This window comes from Glaciihabitans sp. dw_435, from assembly GCF_018449675.1.
Lineage (GTDB): Bacteria > Actinomycetota > Actinomycetes > Actinomycetales > Microbacteriaceae > Glaciihabitans.
In genome coordinates this window covers 95,074-110,611 of record NZ_JAAVUZ010000003.1, presented here as the reverse complement: position 1 = coordinate 110,611, position 15,538 = coordinate 95,074, and the positions used below count along the sequence as shown (strand labels likewise).

Annotated in this window: 14 protein-coding genes; 6 read left to right on the top strand and 8 right to left on the bottom strand. The window is 65.3% G+C overall.

The annotated features are described in order from the left end of the window. The 3 genes from HB677_RS05410 to HB677_RS05400 all read left to right on the top strand — a co-directional run bounded on the left by HB677_RS05410 (nt 1) and on the right by HB677_RS05400 (nt 4,603). Nucleotides 1–1,194: a ribonuclease D gene (locus HB677_RS05410; RefSeq protein ID WP_374193789.1), complete on the top strand. Its 1,194-nt coding sequence runs from the start codon at nt 1–3 to the stop codon at nt 1,192–1,194. 74 nt (nt 1,195–1,268) lie between these two features. Beyond that, entirely contained in the window at nt 1,269–2,474 is a 1,206-nt protein-coding gene (locus tag HB677_RS05405; RefSeq protein WP_213814663.1) for a thiolase family protein, read from the top strand. Further along, complete coding sequence (locus HB677_RS05400; RefSeq protein WP_213814662.1) at nt 2,471–4,603, top strand: 3-hydroxyacyl-CoA dehydrogenase NAD-binding domain-containing protein; 2,133 nt, start codon at nt 2,471–2,473, stop codon at nt 4,601–4,603. Before HB677_RS05405 ends, HB677_RS05400 begins: the two co-directional genes overlap by 4 nt. 150 nt (nt 4,604–4,753) lie before the next feature. On the opposite strand, the gene HB677_RS05395 is transcribed toward HB677_RS05400, so the two are convergent. The 7 genes from HB677_RS05395 to dut form a co-directional block, all read right to left on the bottom strand. After that, nucleotides 4,754–5,731 carry an aldo/keto reductase gene (locus HB677_RS05395; protein WP_213814661.1) on the bottom strand — a complete coding sequence of 326 codons (978 nt, stop codon included), beginning with the start codon at nt 5,729–5,731 and terminating at the stop codon, nt 4,754–4,756. Then, complete coding sequence (locus HB677_RS05390; RefSeq protein ID WP_213814660.1) at nt 5,728–5,967, bottom strand: hypothetical protein; 240 nt, start codon at nt 5,965–5,967, stop codon at nt 5,728–5,730. Before HB677_RS05390 ends, HB677_RS05395 begins: the two co-directional genes overlap by 4 nt. 111 nt (nt 5,968–6,078) lie before the next feature. Beyond that, entirely contained in the window at nt 6,079–8,046 is a 1,968-nt protein-coding gene (gene dxs, locus HB677_RS05385) for a 1-deoxy-D-xylulose-5-phosphate synthase (protein WP_213814659.1), read from the bottom strand. 209 nt (nt 8,047–8,255) lie between these two features. Then, nucleotides 8,256–11,075 (bottom strand): aconitate hydratase, encoded by a 2,820-nt coding sequence (locus tag HB677_RS05380; RefSeq protein ID WP_213814658.1) that lies wholly within the window; start codon nt 11,073–11,075, stop codon nt 8,256–8,258. A 176-nt stretch (nt 11,076–11,251) separates the two neighbouring features. Further along, complete coding sequence (locus HB677_RS05375) at nt 11,252–11,965, bottom strand: DUF3159 domain-containing protein (RefSeq protein WP_213814657.1); 714 nt, start codon at nt 11,963–11,965, stop codon at nt 11,252–11,254. A gap of 3 nt (nt 11,966–11,968) precedes the next feature. Then, entirely contained in the window at nt 11,969–12,598 is a 630-nt protein-coding gene (locus HB677_RS05370) for a DUF3710 domain-containing protein (protein ID WP_307852489.1), read from the bottom strand. Next, the gene (dut, locus tag HB677_RS05365) at nt 12,595–13,053 is read right to left on the bottom strand and encodes a dUTP diphosphatase (protein ID WP_213814656.1); all 459 of its coding nucleotides are present in this window, start codon (nt 13,051–13,053) and stop codon (nt 12,595–12,597) included. Before dut ends, HB677_RS05370 begins: the two co-directional genes overlap by 4 nt. A 38-nt stretch (nt 13,054–13,091) precedes the next feature. On the opposite strand from dut, the gene HB677_RS05360 reads away from it, so the two are divergent. Then, entirely contained in the window at nt 13,092–13,538 is a 447-nt protein-coding gene (locus HB677_RS05360) for a DUF3093 domain-containing protein (protein WP_213814655.1), read from the top strand. Between the two features lie 121 nt (nt 13,539–13,659). On the opposite strand, the gene HB677_RS05355 is transcribed toward HB677_RS05360, so the two are convergent. Then, nucleotides 13,660–13,953 carry a DUF4193 domain-containing protein gene (locus HB677_RS05355; protein ID WP_213814654.1) on the bottom strand — a complete coding sequence of 98 codons (294 nt, stop codon included), beginning with the start codon at nt 13,951–13,953 and terminating at the stop codon, nt 13,660–13,662. A 204-nt stretch (nt 13,954–14,157) separates the two neighbouring features. On the opposite strand from HB677_RS05355, the gene sepH reads away from it, so the two are divergent. Both sepH and HB677_RS18770 read left to right on the top strand, forming a co-directional pair. Then, complete coding sequence (gene sepH / locus HB677_RS05350; RefSeq protein WP_213814653.1) at nt 14,158–15,222, top strand: septation protein SepH; 1,065 nt, start codon at nt 14,158–14,160, stop codon at nt 15,220–15,222. A gap of 6 nt (nt 15,223–15,228) precedes the next feature. Next, nucleotides 15,229–15,534: a DEAD/DEAH box helicase gene (locus HB677_RS18770; protein ID WP_307852488.1), complete on the top strand. Its 306-nt coding sequence runs from the start codon at nt 15,229–15,231 to the stop codon at nt 15,532–15,534. Nucleotides 15,535–15,538: the final 4 nt, after the last annotated feature.

Here is a 15,538-nt window from a genome sequence, read left to right as displayed (position 1 = left end):
GTGGCGGTGACGGTCATCGACACGCGCGAGGGGTACCTCGAAGCCGTGGAGGCGATCGCGGCCGGTCACGGTCCCATTGCCATCGACGCGGAACGCGCCTCAGGCTTCCGCTACTCGCAGCGCGCCTACCTCATCCAGATCTTCCGTCGCGGATCCGGCACCTTCCTCTTCGACCCGCCCGCGATCGGCTCCTTCTCCGAACTCAACGACGTGATTAAGGACGAGGAATGGCTGCTGCACGCCGCAAGCCAGGACCTCACCTGCCTGCGTGAGGTCGGTCTCGACCCGACACGCCTGTTCGATACAGAGCTGGGCGCCCGCATTGCGGGTCTCCCGCGCGTGGGACTCGGCACCGTCGTCGAGGAACTTCTCGGCATCCACCTCGCCAAGGAGCACTCCGCTGCCGACTGGTCCACCCGTCCGCTCCCCCAGGCCTGGCTCGTCTACGCCGCCCTCGACGTGGAACTTCTCGTCGACGTGCGGGACGTCATGGGAAAGATGCTGGATGACGCGGGCAAGGCCGACATCGCCGCGCAGGAGTTCTCCGCGGTGCTTGCCCGTGATCTCAAGCCCGTCCGCGAGCAGCCGTGGCGGCGCCTCAGCGGGTTGCACTCCATCCGTGGCATCCGGAACCTCGCCGTGGCGCGGGAACTGTGGGAAGCGCGGGACGCCTACGCCCGCGAGATCGACACCGCTCCCGGACGCCTCGTGCCCGACTCGGCGCTGGTTGCAGCTGCCCGGGTGCTCCCCGAGACGAAGCGCGACCTGTCGGCGCTCAAGGAATTCACCGGTCGCGCCAGTCGCTCGCAGATCGACCGATGGTGGGATGCCATCCAGGCGGGTCTGGCCACCTCCGACCTTCCCGTGCTGCGTCCCCCGGGCGAGAACATTCCGCCGCCCCGCGCGTGGTCGGACAAGAACCCCGAGGCCGACAAGCGTCTGAAGGCCGCACGCGCCGCCGTCACCGAGGTCTCGACCGAGCTGAACATCCCCGTCGAAAACCTGTTGACGCCCGAGCTGCTGCGCCGGGTCAGCTGGAATCCGCCGGCCAGCACCGACGCGACGTCCATCGAATCGGCGCTTCTCGACATGGGTGCACGGCAGTGGCAGGTTGACGCAACCGCACAGGCAATCAGTCAGGCCTTTGTGGAGGCTATCCAAACGACCGAAGCACCTGCGGAAGCAGATTCGTAGAAACAAGCAACGGATACTGAGGTAACTTTCGGTCAGCCTAGGATTCAACGCAGTACCTATGTGTTGGAGGCAAAGTGGCCGAGAAAACTGAAGTCGTGTTCGTGGATGGGGTCCGTACCCCGTTCGGTCGGGCAGGCGAAAAGGGAATGTTCTGGGATACCAGGGCTGACGACCTCGTCGTGAAAGCCATGATCGGGCTCCTCGAGAGAAACCCGTCGCTTCCCAAGGACCGGATCGACGAAGTGGCAATTGCCGCGACGACGCAGACCGGTGACCAGGGCCTGACGCTTGGGCGTACGGCAGCCCTCCTGGCCGGCCTTCCGAAGTCGGTTCCCGGTTACGCGATCGACCGCATGTGCGCGGGCGCCATGACCGCGGTAACGGCGATCGCGGGCGGCATCGCGTTTGGTGCGTATGACATCGGCATCGCCGGCGGTGTCGAGCATATGGGACGGCACCCCATGGGGTTTGGGGCAGACCCCAACCCCCGCTTCCTCGCCGAGAAGCTCGTCAGCGGTGAGGCCCTAAACATGGGCAACACCGCCGAGCGGATCCACGACCGTTTTCCCGGCCTCACCAAGGAGCGATCCGACCGCTACGCGATGCGCAGCCAGCAGAAGACCGCCGCTGCCTACGACGCGGGCAAGCTCCAGCCCGACCTCATCCCCATTGCCACTCGCTCGGGCGCGGGCTGGGGGCTCGCCACGCGAGACGAGGCACTGCGTCCCGAGACCACCATGGAAGGACTCGCGGGCCTCAAGACGCCGTTCCGCCCGCACGGTCGGGTGACCGCGGGCAACTCCTCTGGCCTCAACGACGGCGCGACCGCGAGCATCATCGCCAGCGCCGACGCCGCCAAGGAATTCGGTCTCCCGGTGAAAATGCGCATGGTCAGCTTCGCGTTCGCCGGCGTCGAACCCGAAATCATGGGCATCGGGCCGGTGCCGTCGACCGAAAAGGCGCTCCGCAAGGCGGGGCTGTCGATCACCGACATCGGACTGTTCGAACTCAACGAGGCATTCGCCGTCCAAGTGCTGTCGCTGCTTGACCACTTCGGTATCGATGACGAGGATCCCCGCGTGAACCCGTGGGGCGGCGCCATCGCGATCGGTCACCCGCTCGCGTCATCCGGTGTCCGTCTCATGATCCAGCTAGCCCGCCAGTTCGAGGAGCACCCCGAGGTGCGGTTCGGCCTGACGGCCATGTGTGTTGGTCTCGGGCAGGGCGGCTCCGTCATCTGGGAGAACCCGCACTTCACGGGGAAGAAGGGCAAGAAATGACCGACGTAACCACCCAGTTTGATGAGCTGCAGGCGCTGTCGACCGATGAGGTCATCACCCATTCGTACGTTCGGGATGTCCCGTTGTCGGGTGGCCGCAGCCTTGCTCTCATCACCCTCGACAACGACCGCGATCACACCCGACCCTCGACACTCGGGCCGGCAACGATGCTCGAGCTCGGCGGAGTGCTCGACGCGCAACGCGACCGCGCCGCGCGCGGGGAGATCGCGGCCGTCGCCATTACGGGCAAGCCGTTCATTCTTGCCGCCGGCGCCGACCTGTCCGAGGTCAGTGACATTCCGAGCCGCGCCGTTGCCAAGCAGATGGCCCAGCTGGGTCACCACGTGCTCGGCAAGCTCTCGGACCTGGGCGTGCCGTCGTTCGTGTTCATCAACGGCCTCGCGCTCGGCGGCGGCGTCGAAATCGGTCTCAACGCCGACTACCGCACGATCGACAGCTCGATCGCGGCCCTCGCCCTTCCCGAGGTGTTCCTCGGGATCATTCCCGGCTGGGGTGGCGCCTGGCTACTGCCCAACCTCATCGGCATCGAGAACGCCCTCAAGGTCGTCATCGAGAACCCGTTGAAGAACAACCGCACGCTCAAGGGACAGGAAGCGTTCGACCTCGGCATCGCGGACGCCATCTTCTCCCCCGCGAACTTCCTCGAGGATTCCATTGCCTGGACCGACGGCGTGCTCACCGGGGCAATCCAGGTCGACCGCCCGAACGTGCCCGGCAAGCTGGAGCGCGCGTTCAAGTGGGATGTCGCCATCAACATCGCCCGCAAGTCGCTCGAGAGCAAGATCGGTACGGTGGCGAAGTCCCCCTACCGCGCACTCGAGCTGCTCAAGGCCGCGAAAAACACCGATCGCGCCACCGGCTTCGCCGCCGAAGACGATGCTCTCGCCGACCTGATCTCCGGCGACCAGTTCAAGGCGAGCATCTACGCCTTCAACCTCGTGCAGAAGCGCGCGAAGCGGCCAGCGGGAGCCCCGGATAAGGATCTCGCCCACAAGGTCACCAAAGTCGGCGTGATCGGCGCCGGACTGATGGCCAGCCAGTTCGCCCTGCTCTTCGTGCGCCGGCTGCAGGTGCCCGTTGTTATCACCGACCTCGACCAGGAGCGCGTGGACAAGGGCGTCGCGTACATTCACAACGAAATCGATGCCCTGCTGCAGAAGGGGCGCATCTCCCCCGACGAGTCGAACCGGCTCACGGCGCTGGTCAGCGGTACCACGAACAAGGCGGACTTCGCCGACTGTGACTGGGTGATTGAGGCGGTCTTCGAAGAACTCGGAGTGAAGCAGGACGTCTTCGCCGATGTCGAGCAGTACATCTCCCCGGAGGCAGTCCTGGCCACCAACACGTCATCGCTGTCGGTCGAACAGATTGGCGCGCGGCTGAGTCATCCCGAACGCCTCGTGGGGTTCCACTTCTTCAATCCCGTCGCGGTGATGCCGCTGATCGAGGTGGTGCGCACGCCGCTCACCAACGACGCAACGCTCTCGACCGCGATGGTCACGGCCGCGAAGCTCTACAAGAACGCGGTCATTACCCGCGACACCCCTGGGTTCGTGGTGAACCGCATCCTGGCGAAGGTGCTCGGTGAGTCGATGCACGCGGTGGATACGGGAACGCCGTTCGCGGTGGTGGATGCCTCGATCCAGCCGTTCGGGCTGCCGATGACGCCATTCGAGCTGCTCGAACTCGTCGGTCTCAAGGTGGGAGCCCACGTGCTCGACACCCACCACTCGGCATTCCCGGAGCGGTTCTTCGACAGCGCTAACCTGCACAAGCTGGCCGAGCTCGGTCACATCTTCGAGCGGGACTCCAAGGGCAAGGTGAAGGGCTACGACAAGCAGGCCGTTGCCATCGTCGCCGGTGGGACATCCCCGCAGACCAGCGAGCAGCTGCTGCGCCGGATCGAGGATGGCCTCGCCGACGAAGTGCACCGCATGCTCGAGGACGGCGTCGTCTCGGCACCCGAGGACATCGACCTCTGCCTCATCCTCGGCGCGGGCTACCCGTTCCAGATGGGCGGGCTCACTCCCTACCTCGACCGGGTGGGGGCCTCCGAGCGGGTCTTCGGCGGCACGTTCCACACCCCGCCGATCCGCGGCGTGGAGTAGCCACCAGAGATACCCGGGTGGCGAGAGAAACAGACGAGCGGCGGAAGTCATGACTCCCGCCGCTCGCATTCTTCTCCCGCCGAACCGTGCGATAACTCCCGCCGCCCCGAACTTGCGGGTGCGGCCGGTCGCGCGGCCGTGGCGGGGCGGCTATCGGCCCAGCGGGCTCATGTCGGCGTAGCGGTCGCCCACGGGAGCGGATACCGCGTCGAGGGTCGCAAGCTGCTCGGCGGAGAGCTCGATGGCGTCGGCCGCCACGTTCTCCTCCAGGTACTTAATCTGCTTGGTGCCGGGGATGGGAGCGATGTCGTCGCCCTGCGCCAGCAGCCATGCGAGGGCGACCTGGCCGGGCTTTGCGCCGAGCTCGGCGGCGACTGCATCCACCTGCTCCACGATGCTGATGTTCGCCTCGAGGTTGTCTCCCTCGAACCGCGGGTTGTTGCGGCGGAAGTCATCGGCATCCAGCTGGTCGAGCGACCTGATCGTCCCGGTAAGGAAACCGCGGCCCAGCGGCGAGTACGGCACGAGGCCGATGCCGAGCTCGCGGACGACCGGCAGGATGTCGGTGGCGATGTCACGGGACCACAGGGAATACTCCGACTGCAGCGCCGTCACCGGGTGAACGGCGTTGGCGCGACGCAACGTCTCGGGTCCGGCCTCGGACAGCCCGTAGTTGCGGATCTTCCCCTCGGCGATGAGCTCGGCAAGCGCACCGACGGTCTCCTCGATGGGCGTTCCCGGGTCCATGCGATGCTGGTAGTACAGGTCGATGTAGTCGGTTCCGAGGCGTGCAAGGGAGCCTTCGACCGACAGGCGCACGTTCTCGGCGCTGCCGTCGAGTCCGCGACTTCCATCGCCGCGGTGCAGGAGAGTGCCGAACTTGGTCGCGATGACGACCTCATCGCGACGGCCGGCGAAAGCACGTCCCAGCAGTTCCTCATTCAGGTACGGGCCATACATCTCCGCGGTATCGAAGAACGTGACCCCGAGGTCCATCGCACGGTGGATCGTGGCGATCGACCCCGTGTCATCCGTTCCCGCGCCGGTGTAGAACGCAGACATTCCCATGCAGCCGAGCCCGAGGCGGGACACCTCAAGCTTGTTGGTTCCCAGTGTGATCTTCTTCATGAACGGGTGATCCTTTCTTCGTACACCGCGATCTTCGTATCGATCGCGGCAAGACTGGTGGTGATGTCAGCGAGCAGACGGATGACCCGGAGCCGAGTCTCCCGCAGCAGCCGCGACCGCGCGCCCTCGGCCGCGTCGCCGTGACGGGCGAGCCCGCAATCGCGGCGGGTATGGGCCGACAGACCGGAGAGCTCGGTCACCTCACAGAGGGTGAGTTCCGGCTGCGTAATCGTCACTTTCTCAGCGTAGAACTTCGCGCGCGACAGACGTCACTCCCGGAGCATCCTGCCAGCGTTGTGCCTGTGGTTGAGGTTTGTGATCCGGCCGCACCAAATCGGCGGGGTGACCTACTCGTCGCGCTCGGTGGCGACGGAGTCGGTGCCGGCGCGCTCGTCCGCATCGCGGCCGTCGGCCGGAAGCGGACGGGCAACCGGAATCTTGCTGCCCAGCACCTGCGCGACGAGGTCACGGGCGATCTTTTGCGGGGTGAGCCCGACGGTCTCGAGGATCTGGTCGCGGGTGGCGTGATCGAGGAACTCGTCGGGAAGCCCGAGTTCGGTGACGGCGGTGTCGACCCCGGCCTCGCGCAGGTCCTGGCGGATGCGGGTACCGATGCCACCGACACGAATGCCGTCCTCGATGGATACGACGATGCGGTGGTCGCGTGCGAAGTCCACGACGCTTGCCGGCACGGGGACGACCCAGCGCGGATCGATAACCGTTGCGCCGATGCCCTGCGCCGCGAGACGCTCGGCTACCTGCAGCCCGAGAGAGGCCATCGGGCCCACCGTCACGATGAGCACGTCCTTGTGGGCCGCCTCCCGCAGGACGTCGACGCCATCGGAGGTCCGGCGTTCTGCCTCAAACTCGTTGCCGACGCTGCCCTTGGAGAAGCGCACGACGGTCGGGGCGTCCTCGACGACGACGGCCTCACGGAGTTCCTCGCGCAGGCGCGTTGCGTCGCGGGGGGCGGCGATGTGGATGTGCGGGATAACCTGCAGAATCGCGAGATCCCACATGCCGTGGTGGCTGGGGCCGTCGGGTCCTGTGACACCGGCACGGTCCAGCACGAAGGTCACGCCTGCCTTGTGCAGGGCGACATCCATCAGCACCTGGTCGAAGGCGCGGTTGATAAACGTCGCGTACAACGCCACGACCGGGTGCAGGCCGCCGAAGGCGAGGCCGGCCGCCGAGGTGGCCGCGTGCTGCTCGGCGATTCCCACGTCGAACACCCGCTGCGGGTATCGCTCGGCGAACTTGTGCAGACCGGTCGGCCGCAGCATGGCCGCCGTGATTCCGACGATGCGCGGGTTGGTGTCGGCGATGGACACGATCTCGTCGGCAAACACCGACGTCCACGACGGAGCGGAGGATGTTCCGACGGGCTCGCCGGTCTCCGGATCGATCTGGCCGACCGCGTGGAACTGGTCCGCTATGTCCGCGACGGCGGGCTCGTAGCCCTTGCCCTTCTGGGTGATCGCGTGAACGATCACGGGGGCGCCGTAGTTCTTTGCCTGCTCCAGCGCCTCGCGCATGGCATTCAGGTCGTGCCCGTGAATCGGGCCGATGTATTTGATGTCGAGGTTGGAGTACAGCGCCTCGTTGTTGGTGAAGCGGGAGAGGAAGCCGTGTGTGCCACCGCGGATGCCACGGTAGAGGGCGCGTCCCGGTCCGCCGAAGACGTTGAACAGCCGCTGGCTCGACTCATAAAGGTTGCGATAGGACCGACGCGTGCGCACATCGTTGAGGAACCGAGCCATGCCACCGATGGTCGGCGCGTAGGAACGACCGTTGTCGTTGACGACGATGATGAGCTTCCGTGCGTTGTCGTCACTGATGTTGTTGAGGGCTTCCCAGGTCATGCCACCGGTGAGGGCGCCATCGCCCACCACGGCGACGACGTGCCTGTCGTCCTGGCCGGTCATTGCGAACGCCCGCGAGATGCCATCGGCCCACGACAGCGAACTGGATGCGTGCGAGCTCTCGACGATGTCATGAATGGATTCGCTGCGCTGCGGATACCCGGCGAGTCCACCGCGCTGGCGCAGGTGAGAGAAGTCCTGGCGTCCCGTCAGCAACTTGTGCACATAGCTCTGGTGGCCGGTATCGAAGATCACGGCGTCGTGCGGTGAATCAAAGACCCGGTGGATGGCCAACGTCAGCTCGACAACACCAAGGTTGGGGCCGAGGTGACCGCCGGTCTTGGACACTTCCCTCACCAGGAACGCGCGAATCTCCGCTGCGAGCTGCTCCAGCTGGGCCGGCGAAAGGGCGTCCAGGTCACGCGGCCCGGAGATCGTCTCGAGAATTGTCACGCGGTCACCATCCGAAAACGAACTTGCGGGCACTGGACGAACATCCTGAAAGTCTACGCGAGGCCCACCGCGTCACCTTCGATAGTGCTTCGGAGCGCCGGGTGTGTTCGGTGGGAATTAAACGCAAAGACCCGGGCGAGTGGATGCCACACGCCCGGGTCTTCCCTGAGTCGATCAGTTGTCGCCCGCCCACGGGCGGATAACCACCGTTACACCAGCGACCGCAGTACGTACTGCAGGATGCCGCCGTTGCGGTAATAGTCAGCCTCGCCCGGGGTGTCGATGCGAAGGACCGCGTCGAACTCGATCGTCTCCTTGCCCGCCGGGGAGTTCTCCGTGGGGGCGGCGACCACGTGCAGCGTCTCCGGGGTGACGCCGTCGTTGAGCTCCTCGACACCGGTGATGGTGACTGACTCGGTACCGTCGAGGCCGAGGGACGCCCAGCTCTCGCCGGCGGGGAACTGCAGCGGCAGCACGCCCATTCCGATGAGGTTGGAGCGGTGAATGCGCTCGAAGCTCTCGACGATAACGGCCTTGACTCCGAGGAGGCTCGTGCCCTTCGCGGCCCAGTCACGGGATGACCCGGAACCGTACTCCTTGCCACCGAAGATGACGAGGGGAATGCCCGCTGCCTGGTAGTTCTGGCTGGCGTCGTAGATGAACGACTGCGGACCCTCGGGCTGCGTGAAGTCGCGGGTGTAGCCACCCTCGACGCCGTCCAGCAACTGGTTCTTGAGGCGGATGTTCGCGAAGGTTCCGCGAATCATGACCTCATGGTTACCGCGACGCGAACCGTAGGAGTTGTAGTCCTTGCGCTCGACACCGTGCTCGTCGAGGTAGCGTCCGGCCGGGCTGTCGCCCTTGATGTTTCCCGCGGGGCTGATGTGGTCCGTGGTCACGGAGTCACCCAGTTTGGCGAGTACACGGGCGCCGGTGAAGTTGACGACAGGGGTGGTCTCGATCGTCATGCCGTCGAAGTACGGGGGCTTGCGCACGTACGTGGACTCCTCGTCCCATTCGAACGTGGCGCCGGTCGGGGTGGGAAGCGAACGCCAGCGCTCGTCACCGTCGAAGACACCCGAGTACTCGTGGGTGAACATGTCGGTGTTGATGGACGTGTCGATCGTGGACTGAACTTCCGCGGCATCCGGCCAAATATCCTTGAGGTAGACATCCTCGCCGTCGCTGCCGACGCCCAGTGCGTCCTTTTCGAAGTCGAAGTTCATCGATCCGGCAAGGGCGTACGCGATGACCAGGGGCGGAGACGCGAGGTAGTTCATCTTGACGTCGGGGTTGATGCGACCCTCGAAGTTGCGGTTACCGGAGAGCACGGCGGTAACGGCGAGGTCATTGTCGTTGACCGCTGCGGAGATCTCGTCGAGGAGAGGACCGGAGTTACCGATGCAGGTGGTGCAGCCGTAGCCGACGGTGTAGAAGCCGAGGTCCTCGAGGTAGCCGGTCAGGCCAGCCTTCGCGTAGTAGTCGGTGACGACCTTCGACCCGGGAGCCAATGTGGTCTTGACCCAGGGCTTCGACTTGAGGCCCTTCATGCTGGCGTTGCGGGCGAGAAGGCCCGCAGCGAGCATCACGGACGGGTTGGAGGTGTTCGTGCACGAGGTGATCGCCGCGATGGCCACCGCTCCGTGGTCGAGCACAAAACCCTCACCGTTCTCGAGCACGACCTCGGTCGGGTTCGACAGTGCGCCGGGTGCGTGACTGGTGTGACGGTGGGGCGCCTGCGCGTGAGCCGTCTCCTCGTCCTGGGAGGTGAACCCAATCGGGTCGGACGCCGGGAAGGTTCCCTCCACCGCGTCGTCCACCATCGAGTGGCTGACCGAGGCATACGCATCGAGGTCGATCTCGAACTGGCTCTTCGCGCGGCTGAGCTCGACCCGGTCCTGCGGACGCTTCGGGCCGGCGATCGACGGCACGACGGTGCCGAGGTCGAGCTCGAGGTACTCGCTGAAGACGGGCTCGACGGCCGGGTCGTACCACAGCGTCTGCAGCTTGGCGTACGCCTCGACCAGGGCGACCTGCTCTTCGCTGCGACCCGTGAGGCGCAGGTAGTCGAGCGTGACGTCGTCGATGGGGAACATGGCGGCGGTCGAGCCGAACTCGGGGCTCATGTTGCCGATGGTTGCGCGGTTGGCCAGGGGCACCGACGCGACGCCTTCGCCGTAGAACTCGACGAACTTGCCGACGACGCCATGCTTGCGCAGCTGCTGCGTGATCGTGAGCACAACGTCGGTCGCGGTCACGCCCGTGGGAATGGTGCCGGACAGCTTGAAACCGACGACCTTGGGGATCAGCATGGACACGGGCTGGCCGAGCATGGCCGCCTCTGCCTCGATGCCGCCGACGCCCCAACCCAGAACACCCAGGCCGTTGACCATGGTGGTGTGGGAGTCGGTGCCGACGCAGGTGTCGGGGTAGGCCTGCAGAACGCCGCCCACCTCACGGGTGTAGGTGACCCGCGCCAAGTATTCAATGTTGACCTGGTGCACGATTCCGGTTCCCGGCGGCACCACCTTGAAGTCTTCGAATGCCGTCTGGCCCCAGCGGAGGAACTGGTAGCGCTCACCATTGCGCTCGTACTCGATCTCGACGTTGCGCTCGAGGGCGTCCTCGGAGCCGAAGAGGTCGGCGATGACCGAGTGGTCGATGACCATTTCCGCCGGTGACAGCGGGTTGATCTTGGTAGGGTCGCCGCCGAGCGCGGCAACTGCCTCCCGCATGGTGGCGAGGTCGACGATGCACGGAACTCCGGTGAAGTCCTGCATCACGACCCGGGCGGGCGTGAACTGGATCTCGGTGTCGGGCTCGGAGGTGGGCACCCACGACGCGAGCGCTTCGATCTGCGCCTTCGTGACGTTCTTGCCGTCCTCGGTGCGCAGCAGGTTCTCCAGGAGAACCTTGAGGCTGAAGGGCAGCTTGTCGTAGCCCGCAACCTTGTCTAGACGGAAGACCTCATAGTCGGTCGAACCGACTTTCAGAGTGTCCCTGGATCCAAAGCTATCTACTGCAGCCACTGTCGTCTCCCTTGCTGACCTAGCTCAATACTCGCCGCCAGCCGGACCATCTGCCAGCAAGGCAAGCCTAAGCCTGTGCCGGGCACCGCGAGAGGCGAGAGTGCGTCTGACGGAACCCGAAAAGTATCTTGATGTCGAGATAAATATACCACGGAGCGGATGCCCCGGCGCCGCCGTTATTCCGCGGACACGTCGGGTTTCGTCGTGACCGCCCGCACCAGCAGCCAGGTAACCCAGAGTGCGGCGATGTACAGCGGAATGCCGGTGAGGAGTTTGGTGGCCGCGAGCAGGTCCGCGCGGTGGGCGAGATACAGCGGCACCTGGACGGCAACCCGGATGACCGAGGGCAGCACCCACACCCAGGTGGCGATGGTGAAGGCGCGACGCTTAGCCGGATCGGCCCGCCAGTTGAGCTCGCCCAGCAGCAGACCTACCACCACACCAACGAGCGGCCATTTCACGGCGATGCTGATGATCAGGACGAGCAACACGATCACGTTGATGATGATGCCCGGCAAGAAGTTGTTCTCTGCCCTGTTGGTGGCGAGCGCAAGGAAAGCGGTGAGCGCGATCCCGATCGCACCGGAGACCGCGGGGGTGACGGGCGACCGGGTGATTGCCCGCACGATCACCAGGATGACCGCGATTACCACCGGGACGATGACGGACAGAGGCAGGTTCTTGGTGAACGTGTAGAGCAAGAGGAAGGCAAACCCGGGGGCCACCGACTCGACGATGCCTCGGACACCGCCAATGGCGCCCAGCATCGCACCGGCGGTCGGCGTCTCCCCCGGCTCGATCTTGCCGAAAGACGACTGGCGCGCGGCGGCCGAGAGTGATTCCGAGAAGGTCGGCGTGCGAGGCTCCTGCGGTTCGACGGGATCGGACATGGACTAGATAACCGTGGGGTCCAGCGGGTCTGCCCCGGGGTTGGCGGGCATGTGCAGCGGAATCAGGTCTCGCGGGGGCATCGGAGTGGTGCCACGCACAACCACGACACTGCGGAAGAGGTCCTCGATCTTGGCAGCGGCGTCGGCGTCGACGACGCCCTCGCCCGAGATGACACCGCGGAGGAACCAGCGGGGGCCGTCGACACCGACGAAGCGGGCGAGGCGCGCGCCGGCCTGGCCGCCCGTGCTCGCCGGAATTTCGGCGAGGATCTCGGGTCCAAAGGGGCCGACCGTGAGCTTCGTGGTACCGCCCTGCTTGTGAATCTGGTCCACGATCTGCTCGCGGATCTCATGCCAGAGACCACTCGACCGCGGGGCCGCGAACGGCTGAACCTGCAGGGTCGATCCGGCGAAGTCGAGACCGACCGCGACGACGCGCTGGCTCCCCTCTTCCACCTCGAGACGCAGGTGAAGGTCGGCGCGCGGCAGAATCTTCACGCCCCCCAGGTCAACGTAGGGACGAACAGCATTTGCTTCGCTGTCATCAAAGGGCCCGGCAGTCTCGCGATCCGCGGGACCCGACTTGCCCTGGTCGACCGCGCCGTCGATCGGTCCGTTGGCTGTGTCGCTCACGAGAGTTCTCCTGACTTGGGTGCGTTATATCCGGTGGAACCAAAGCCGGATTCTCCGCGCTGGCTGCCGGGCAGCGTATCAACGGGGATGAACCGGGCTCGGGTTACCGGCATAACAATGAGTTGTGCGATGCGATCGCCGACCGCCACAGAATAGGGCATCGATGCGTCTGTATTGAGGAGGGTGACGCGAATTTCACCGCGGTAGCCGGCATCCACTGTTCCGGGGCTATTGACGATGGTGATGCCGTGCTTTGCTGCCAATCCGCTGCGAGGCACGACGAAAGCCGCGTATCCATCGGGCAGCGCGATTGCCACACCGGTGCCGACGGTTACCCGCTGGCCGGGCGCCAATTCGGCGCTCTCGGCTGCACGAAGGTCGGCCCCCGCATCCCCCGGATGCGAATACCCCGGTTCGTATCCCGATGAAATCAATACCTCGACGCTATGTGCCACGTGTCGAGGCTAGTCCAGAAGTCTGATCGAATAGAGCCATGACGACTTACCGTGAACGCCTTCTGCCCGGGCCATGGCAGTACATCGCCTCCGCACTGATCATCCCCGCGGCCCTGCTGGTGTTTCTGCCGATCAATGCCGAGGTGGGAGTGTGGGCGGCCGCCATCCTGTTCGCTGCGTCCGTGCTCGTGTTGACCTTCACCTCCCCGGTGATTGAGGTGAGCGAGTCCGCCCTGATCGCCGGGCGTGCACGGCTGCCGATCGAGAACGTCGGGGCAATGAACGGTTTCACCAAGTCGGAGGCGACGCTCGAACGCGGCCAGCGTCTCGACGCCCGCGCGTGGCTTGTCATCCGCGGCTGGGTCGACCCCGTTGTGAAGGTCGAAATCCGTGACGAACGTGATCCCGCTCCGTACTGGCTGGTGTCAACCCGCCAGCCGGAGGCCCTCATGCGTGCTATCGATCAGGCGCGCGCCCGTCTCTGAGTGACGACGCTTGCCCGTTAACGCACAAAGCGCGCCGTGCTCACCGGGATTCCTGGTGAACGGCGCGTTTCGGGCGGAACGATGCCGACGGTGTCGGCGGTGCCCCGGAGGGTGCTGAAGCTTACGCTCCGCACTCAATGCAAATCGGACCCAGCTTGGTGTCGTGGTCCAGCTGCGAGCGGTGCTTCACGAGGAAACAGCTCACGCAGGTGAATTCATCTGCCTGGGGAGGCAGTACCACGACGTCGAGGTCGAGGTCTGACAGATCCTGTCCAGCGAGTTCGAAACTGCCGGGGTTGTCAGCGTCATCGACATCGACACTGCCCGACATCTTGTCCGGGACGCGTTCCTTCAGAGCCTCGATTGACTCGGTGTCATCGTCGGTCTTACGGGGTGCGTCGTAATCGGTTGCCATGCCCATCCACTTCTTATATAAGCCTTGAGTAAACCAAATCGGCGGCCATAGTTTGCATGAATACAAACCGAATAGCAAACCGCGAGATCGAGCTACTCATCTTGCTGGTGAAGTAACTTTCGGCACGCCCGTTCTATTCCCGCAATCCGCGAGTGTTCCGTGTCATCCTTGGCGGGAATCGCGACAGCCGGAGGGCTTTTAAGCATGCAAGACCTACGTGTAATCGGAGTTGAGAACGGCGCACTGCTCGTCGCCTCGGACGACGGAACCCGCTTCCGTATCCCCATCGACGAAGTGCTGCAGTCCAAACTGCGCCAGGCGGTGCCCGAACCGGGTGCCGGCCGCAAACTCGCACCCCGCGAGATCCAGGCACACATCCGCGGTGGCATGTCCGCCCAGGACGTGTCCTCGATCACCGGTGTGCCACTGGAGTACATCCAGAAATTCGAAGGCCCCGTCATGGCCGAGCGCGAGTTCGTGGTGGAGACGGCGCTCAGCGTCGCCGTACACACCGCCCTCGAGACCGACCCCATGGCACAGGGCTCGACCTTTGGCTCCGTAATCCGGGAACGGCTCTACGACCTCGGCGCCACTGGCGAACGATGGGCGAGCTGGAAAGAGACCGGGGTTGGCTGGGTCGTGAAGCTGTCCTTCACCGCCGACAGCATCGACCACGATGCCCGCTGGACCTTCGACCCGAAGAAGCTCGCGCTGTCTCCCCAGAACGGCGAGGCGGTGACGCTCTCCCAGCAGGGCGAGGCTGCCGGCGCGCTCATTCCCCGTCTCCGTGCCGTGGGCAACGACGAGTCCGACACCGGAGCCAGCCGCTTCGACAGCGGTGCCTTCGACCTGAGTGAGGCCGACAACTCCGAGCCGCGCCACGCCACGCAGCCCACCGGCGCCGTCGTGACCCCCGCCCGGCGCGAAGAAACTCCCGTCGATCACAACCAGACATCGGATCTTCTTGAGGCCCTGCGTCGTCGCAGGGGTGAGCGTGAGGCCGCGAGCTTCGAGGAGGAGCCGCCCGCTCCCACCTCGGGTGTGCCGTCGCCCATGCACCCCTCCACCGGGAGCATCCGCATTGTCGACATCCCGCTCGACCACTTTGACGATGAGGAAGAGGAGCCGGGGCGATCGACAGCTCCGCAACCCTTCCTTCCCTCGGGTGGTCCCCAGCAGGGAAACAAGGCAAACCGCAAGGGACGCCAGTCGATGCCCAGCTGGGACGAGATCGTCTTTGGTGCGCGCACGGACGACGACCTCGCCTGATCGGGCGTGACAGCAGCGATCGACCGGGTCGCCCTCGAGCTCTTTGGCTGGGGCGACCTGCGCACCGGACAGATCGAGGCGATCCGCAGCACGATCGGCGGAACTGACACCCTCGGAGTCATGCCCACCGGGTATGGCAAGTCGGCGATCTACCAGGTAGCCGGCGCCATGACCGGCGGCATCACGGTGGTTGTCTCCCCCTTGATCGCGCTCGAGGCCGATCAGATCAGCACGCTCGCCCAGCACCCGAATGCCCCGCGGGCCGTCGCGGTGAATTCCGCCCAGGGTGCGCGCGCCAACGCTGCGGCCTGACTCG

Excerpts from the sequence above, each read along its gene's own strand:
- HB677_RS05400 (WP_213814662.1), top strand. The coding sequence starts at position 2,471 with ATGACCGACGTAACCACCCAGTTTGATGAGCTGCAGGCGCTGTCGACC.
- HB677_RS05395 (WP_213814661.1), bottom strand. The coding sequence starts at position 5,731 with ATGAAGAAGATCACACTGGGAACCAACAAGCTTGAGGTGTCCCGCCTC.
- HB677_RS05375 (WP_213814657.1), bottom strand. The coding sequence starts at position 11,965 with ATGTCCGATCCCGTCGAACCGCAGGAGCCTCGCACGCCGACCTTCTCG.
- HB677_RS05360 (WP_213814655.1), top strand. The coding sequence starts at position 13,092 with ATGACGACTTACCGTGAACGCCTTCTGCCCGGGCCATGGCAGTACATC.
- HB677_RS05355 (WP_213814654.1), bottom strand. The coding sequence starts at position 13,953 with ATGGCAACCGATTACGACGCACCCCGTAAGACCGACGATGACACCGAG.
- sepH (WP_213814653.1), top strand. The coding sequence starts at position 14,158 with ATGCAAGACCTACGTGTAATCGGAGTTGAGAACGGCGCACTGCTCGTC.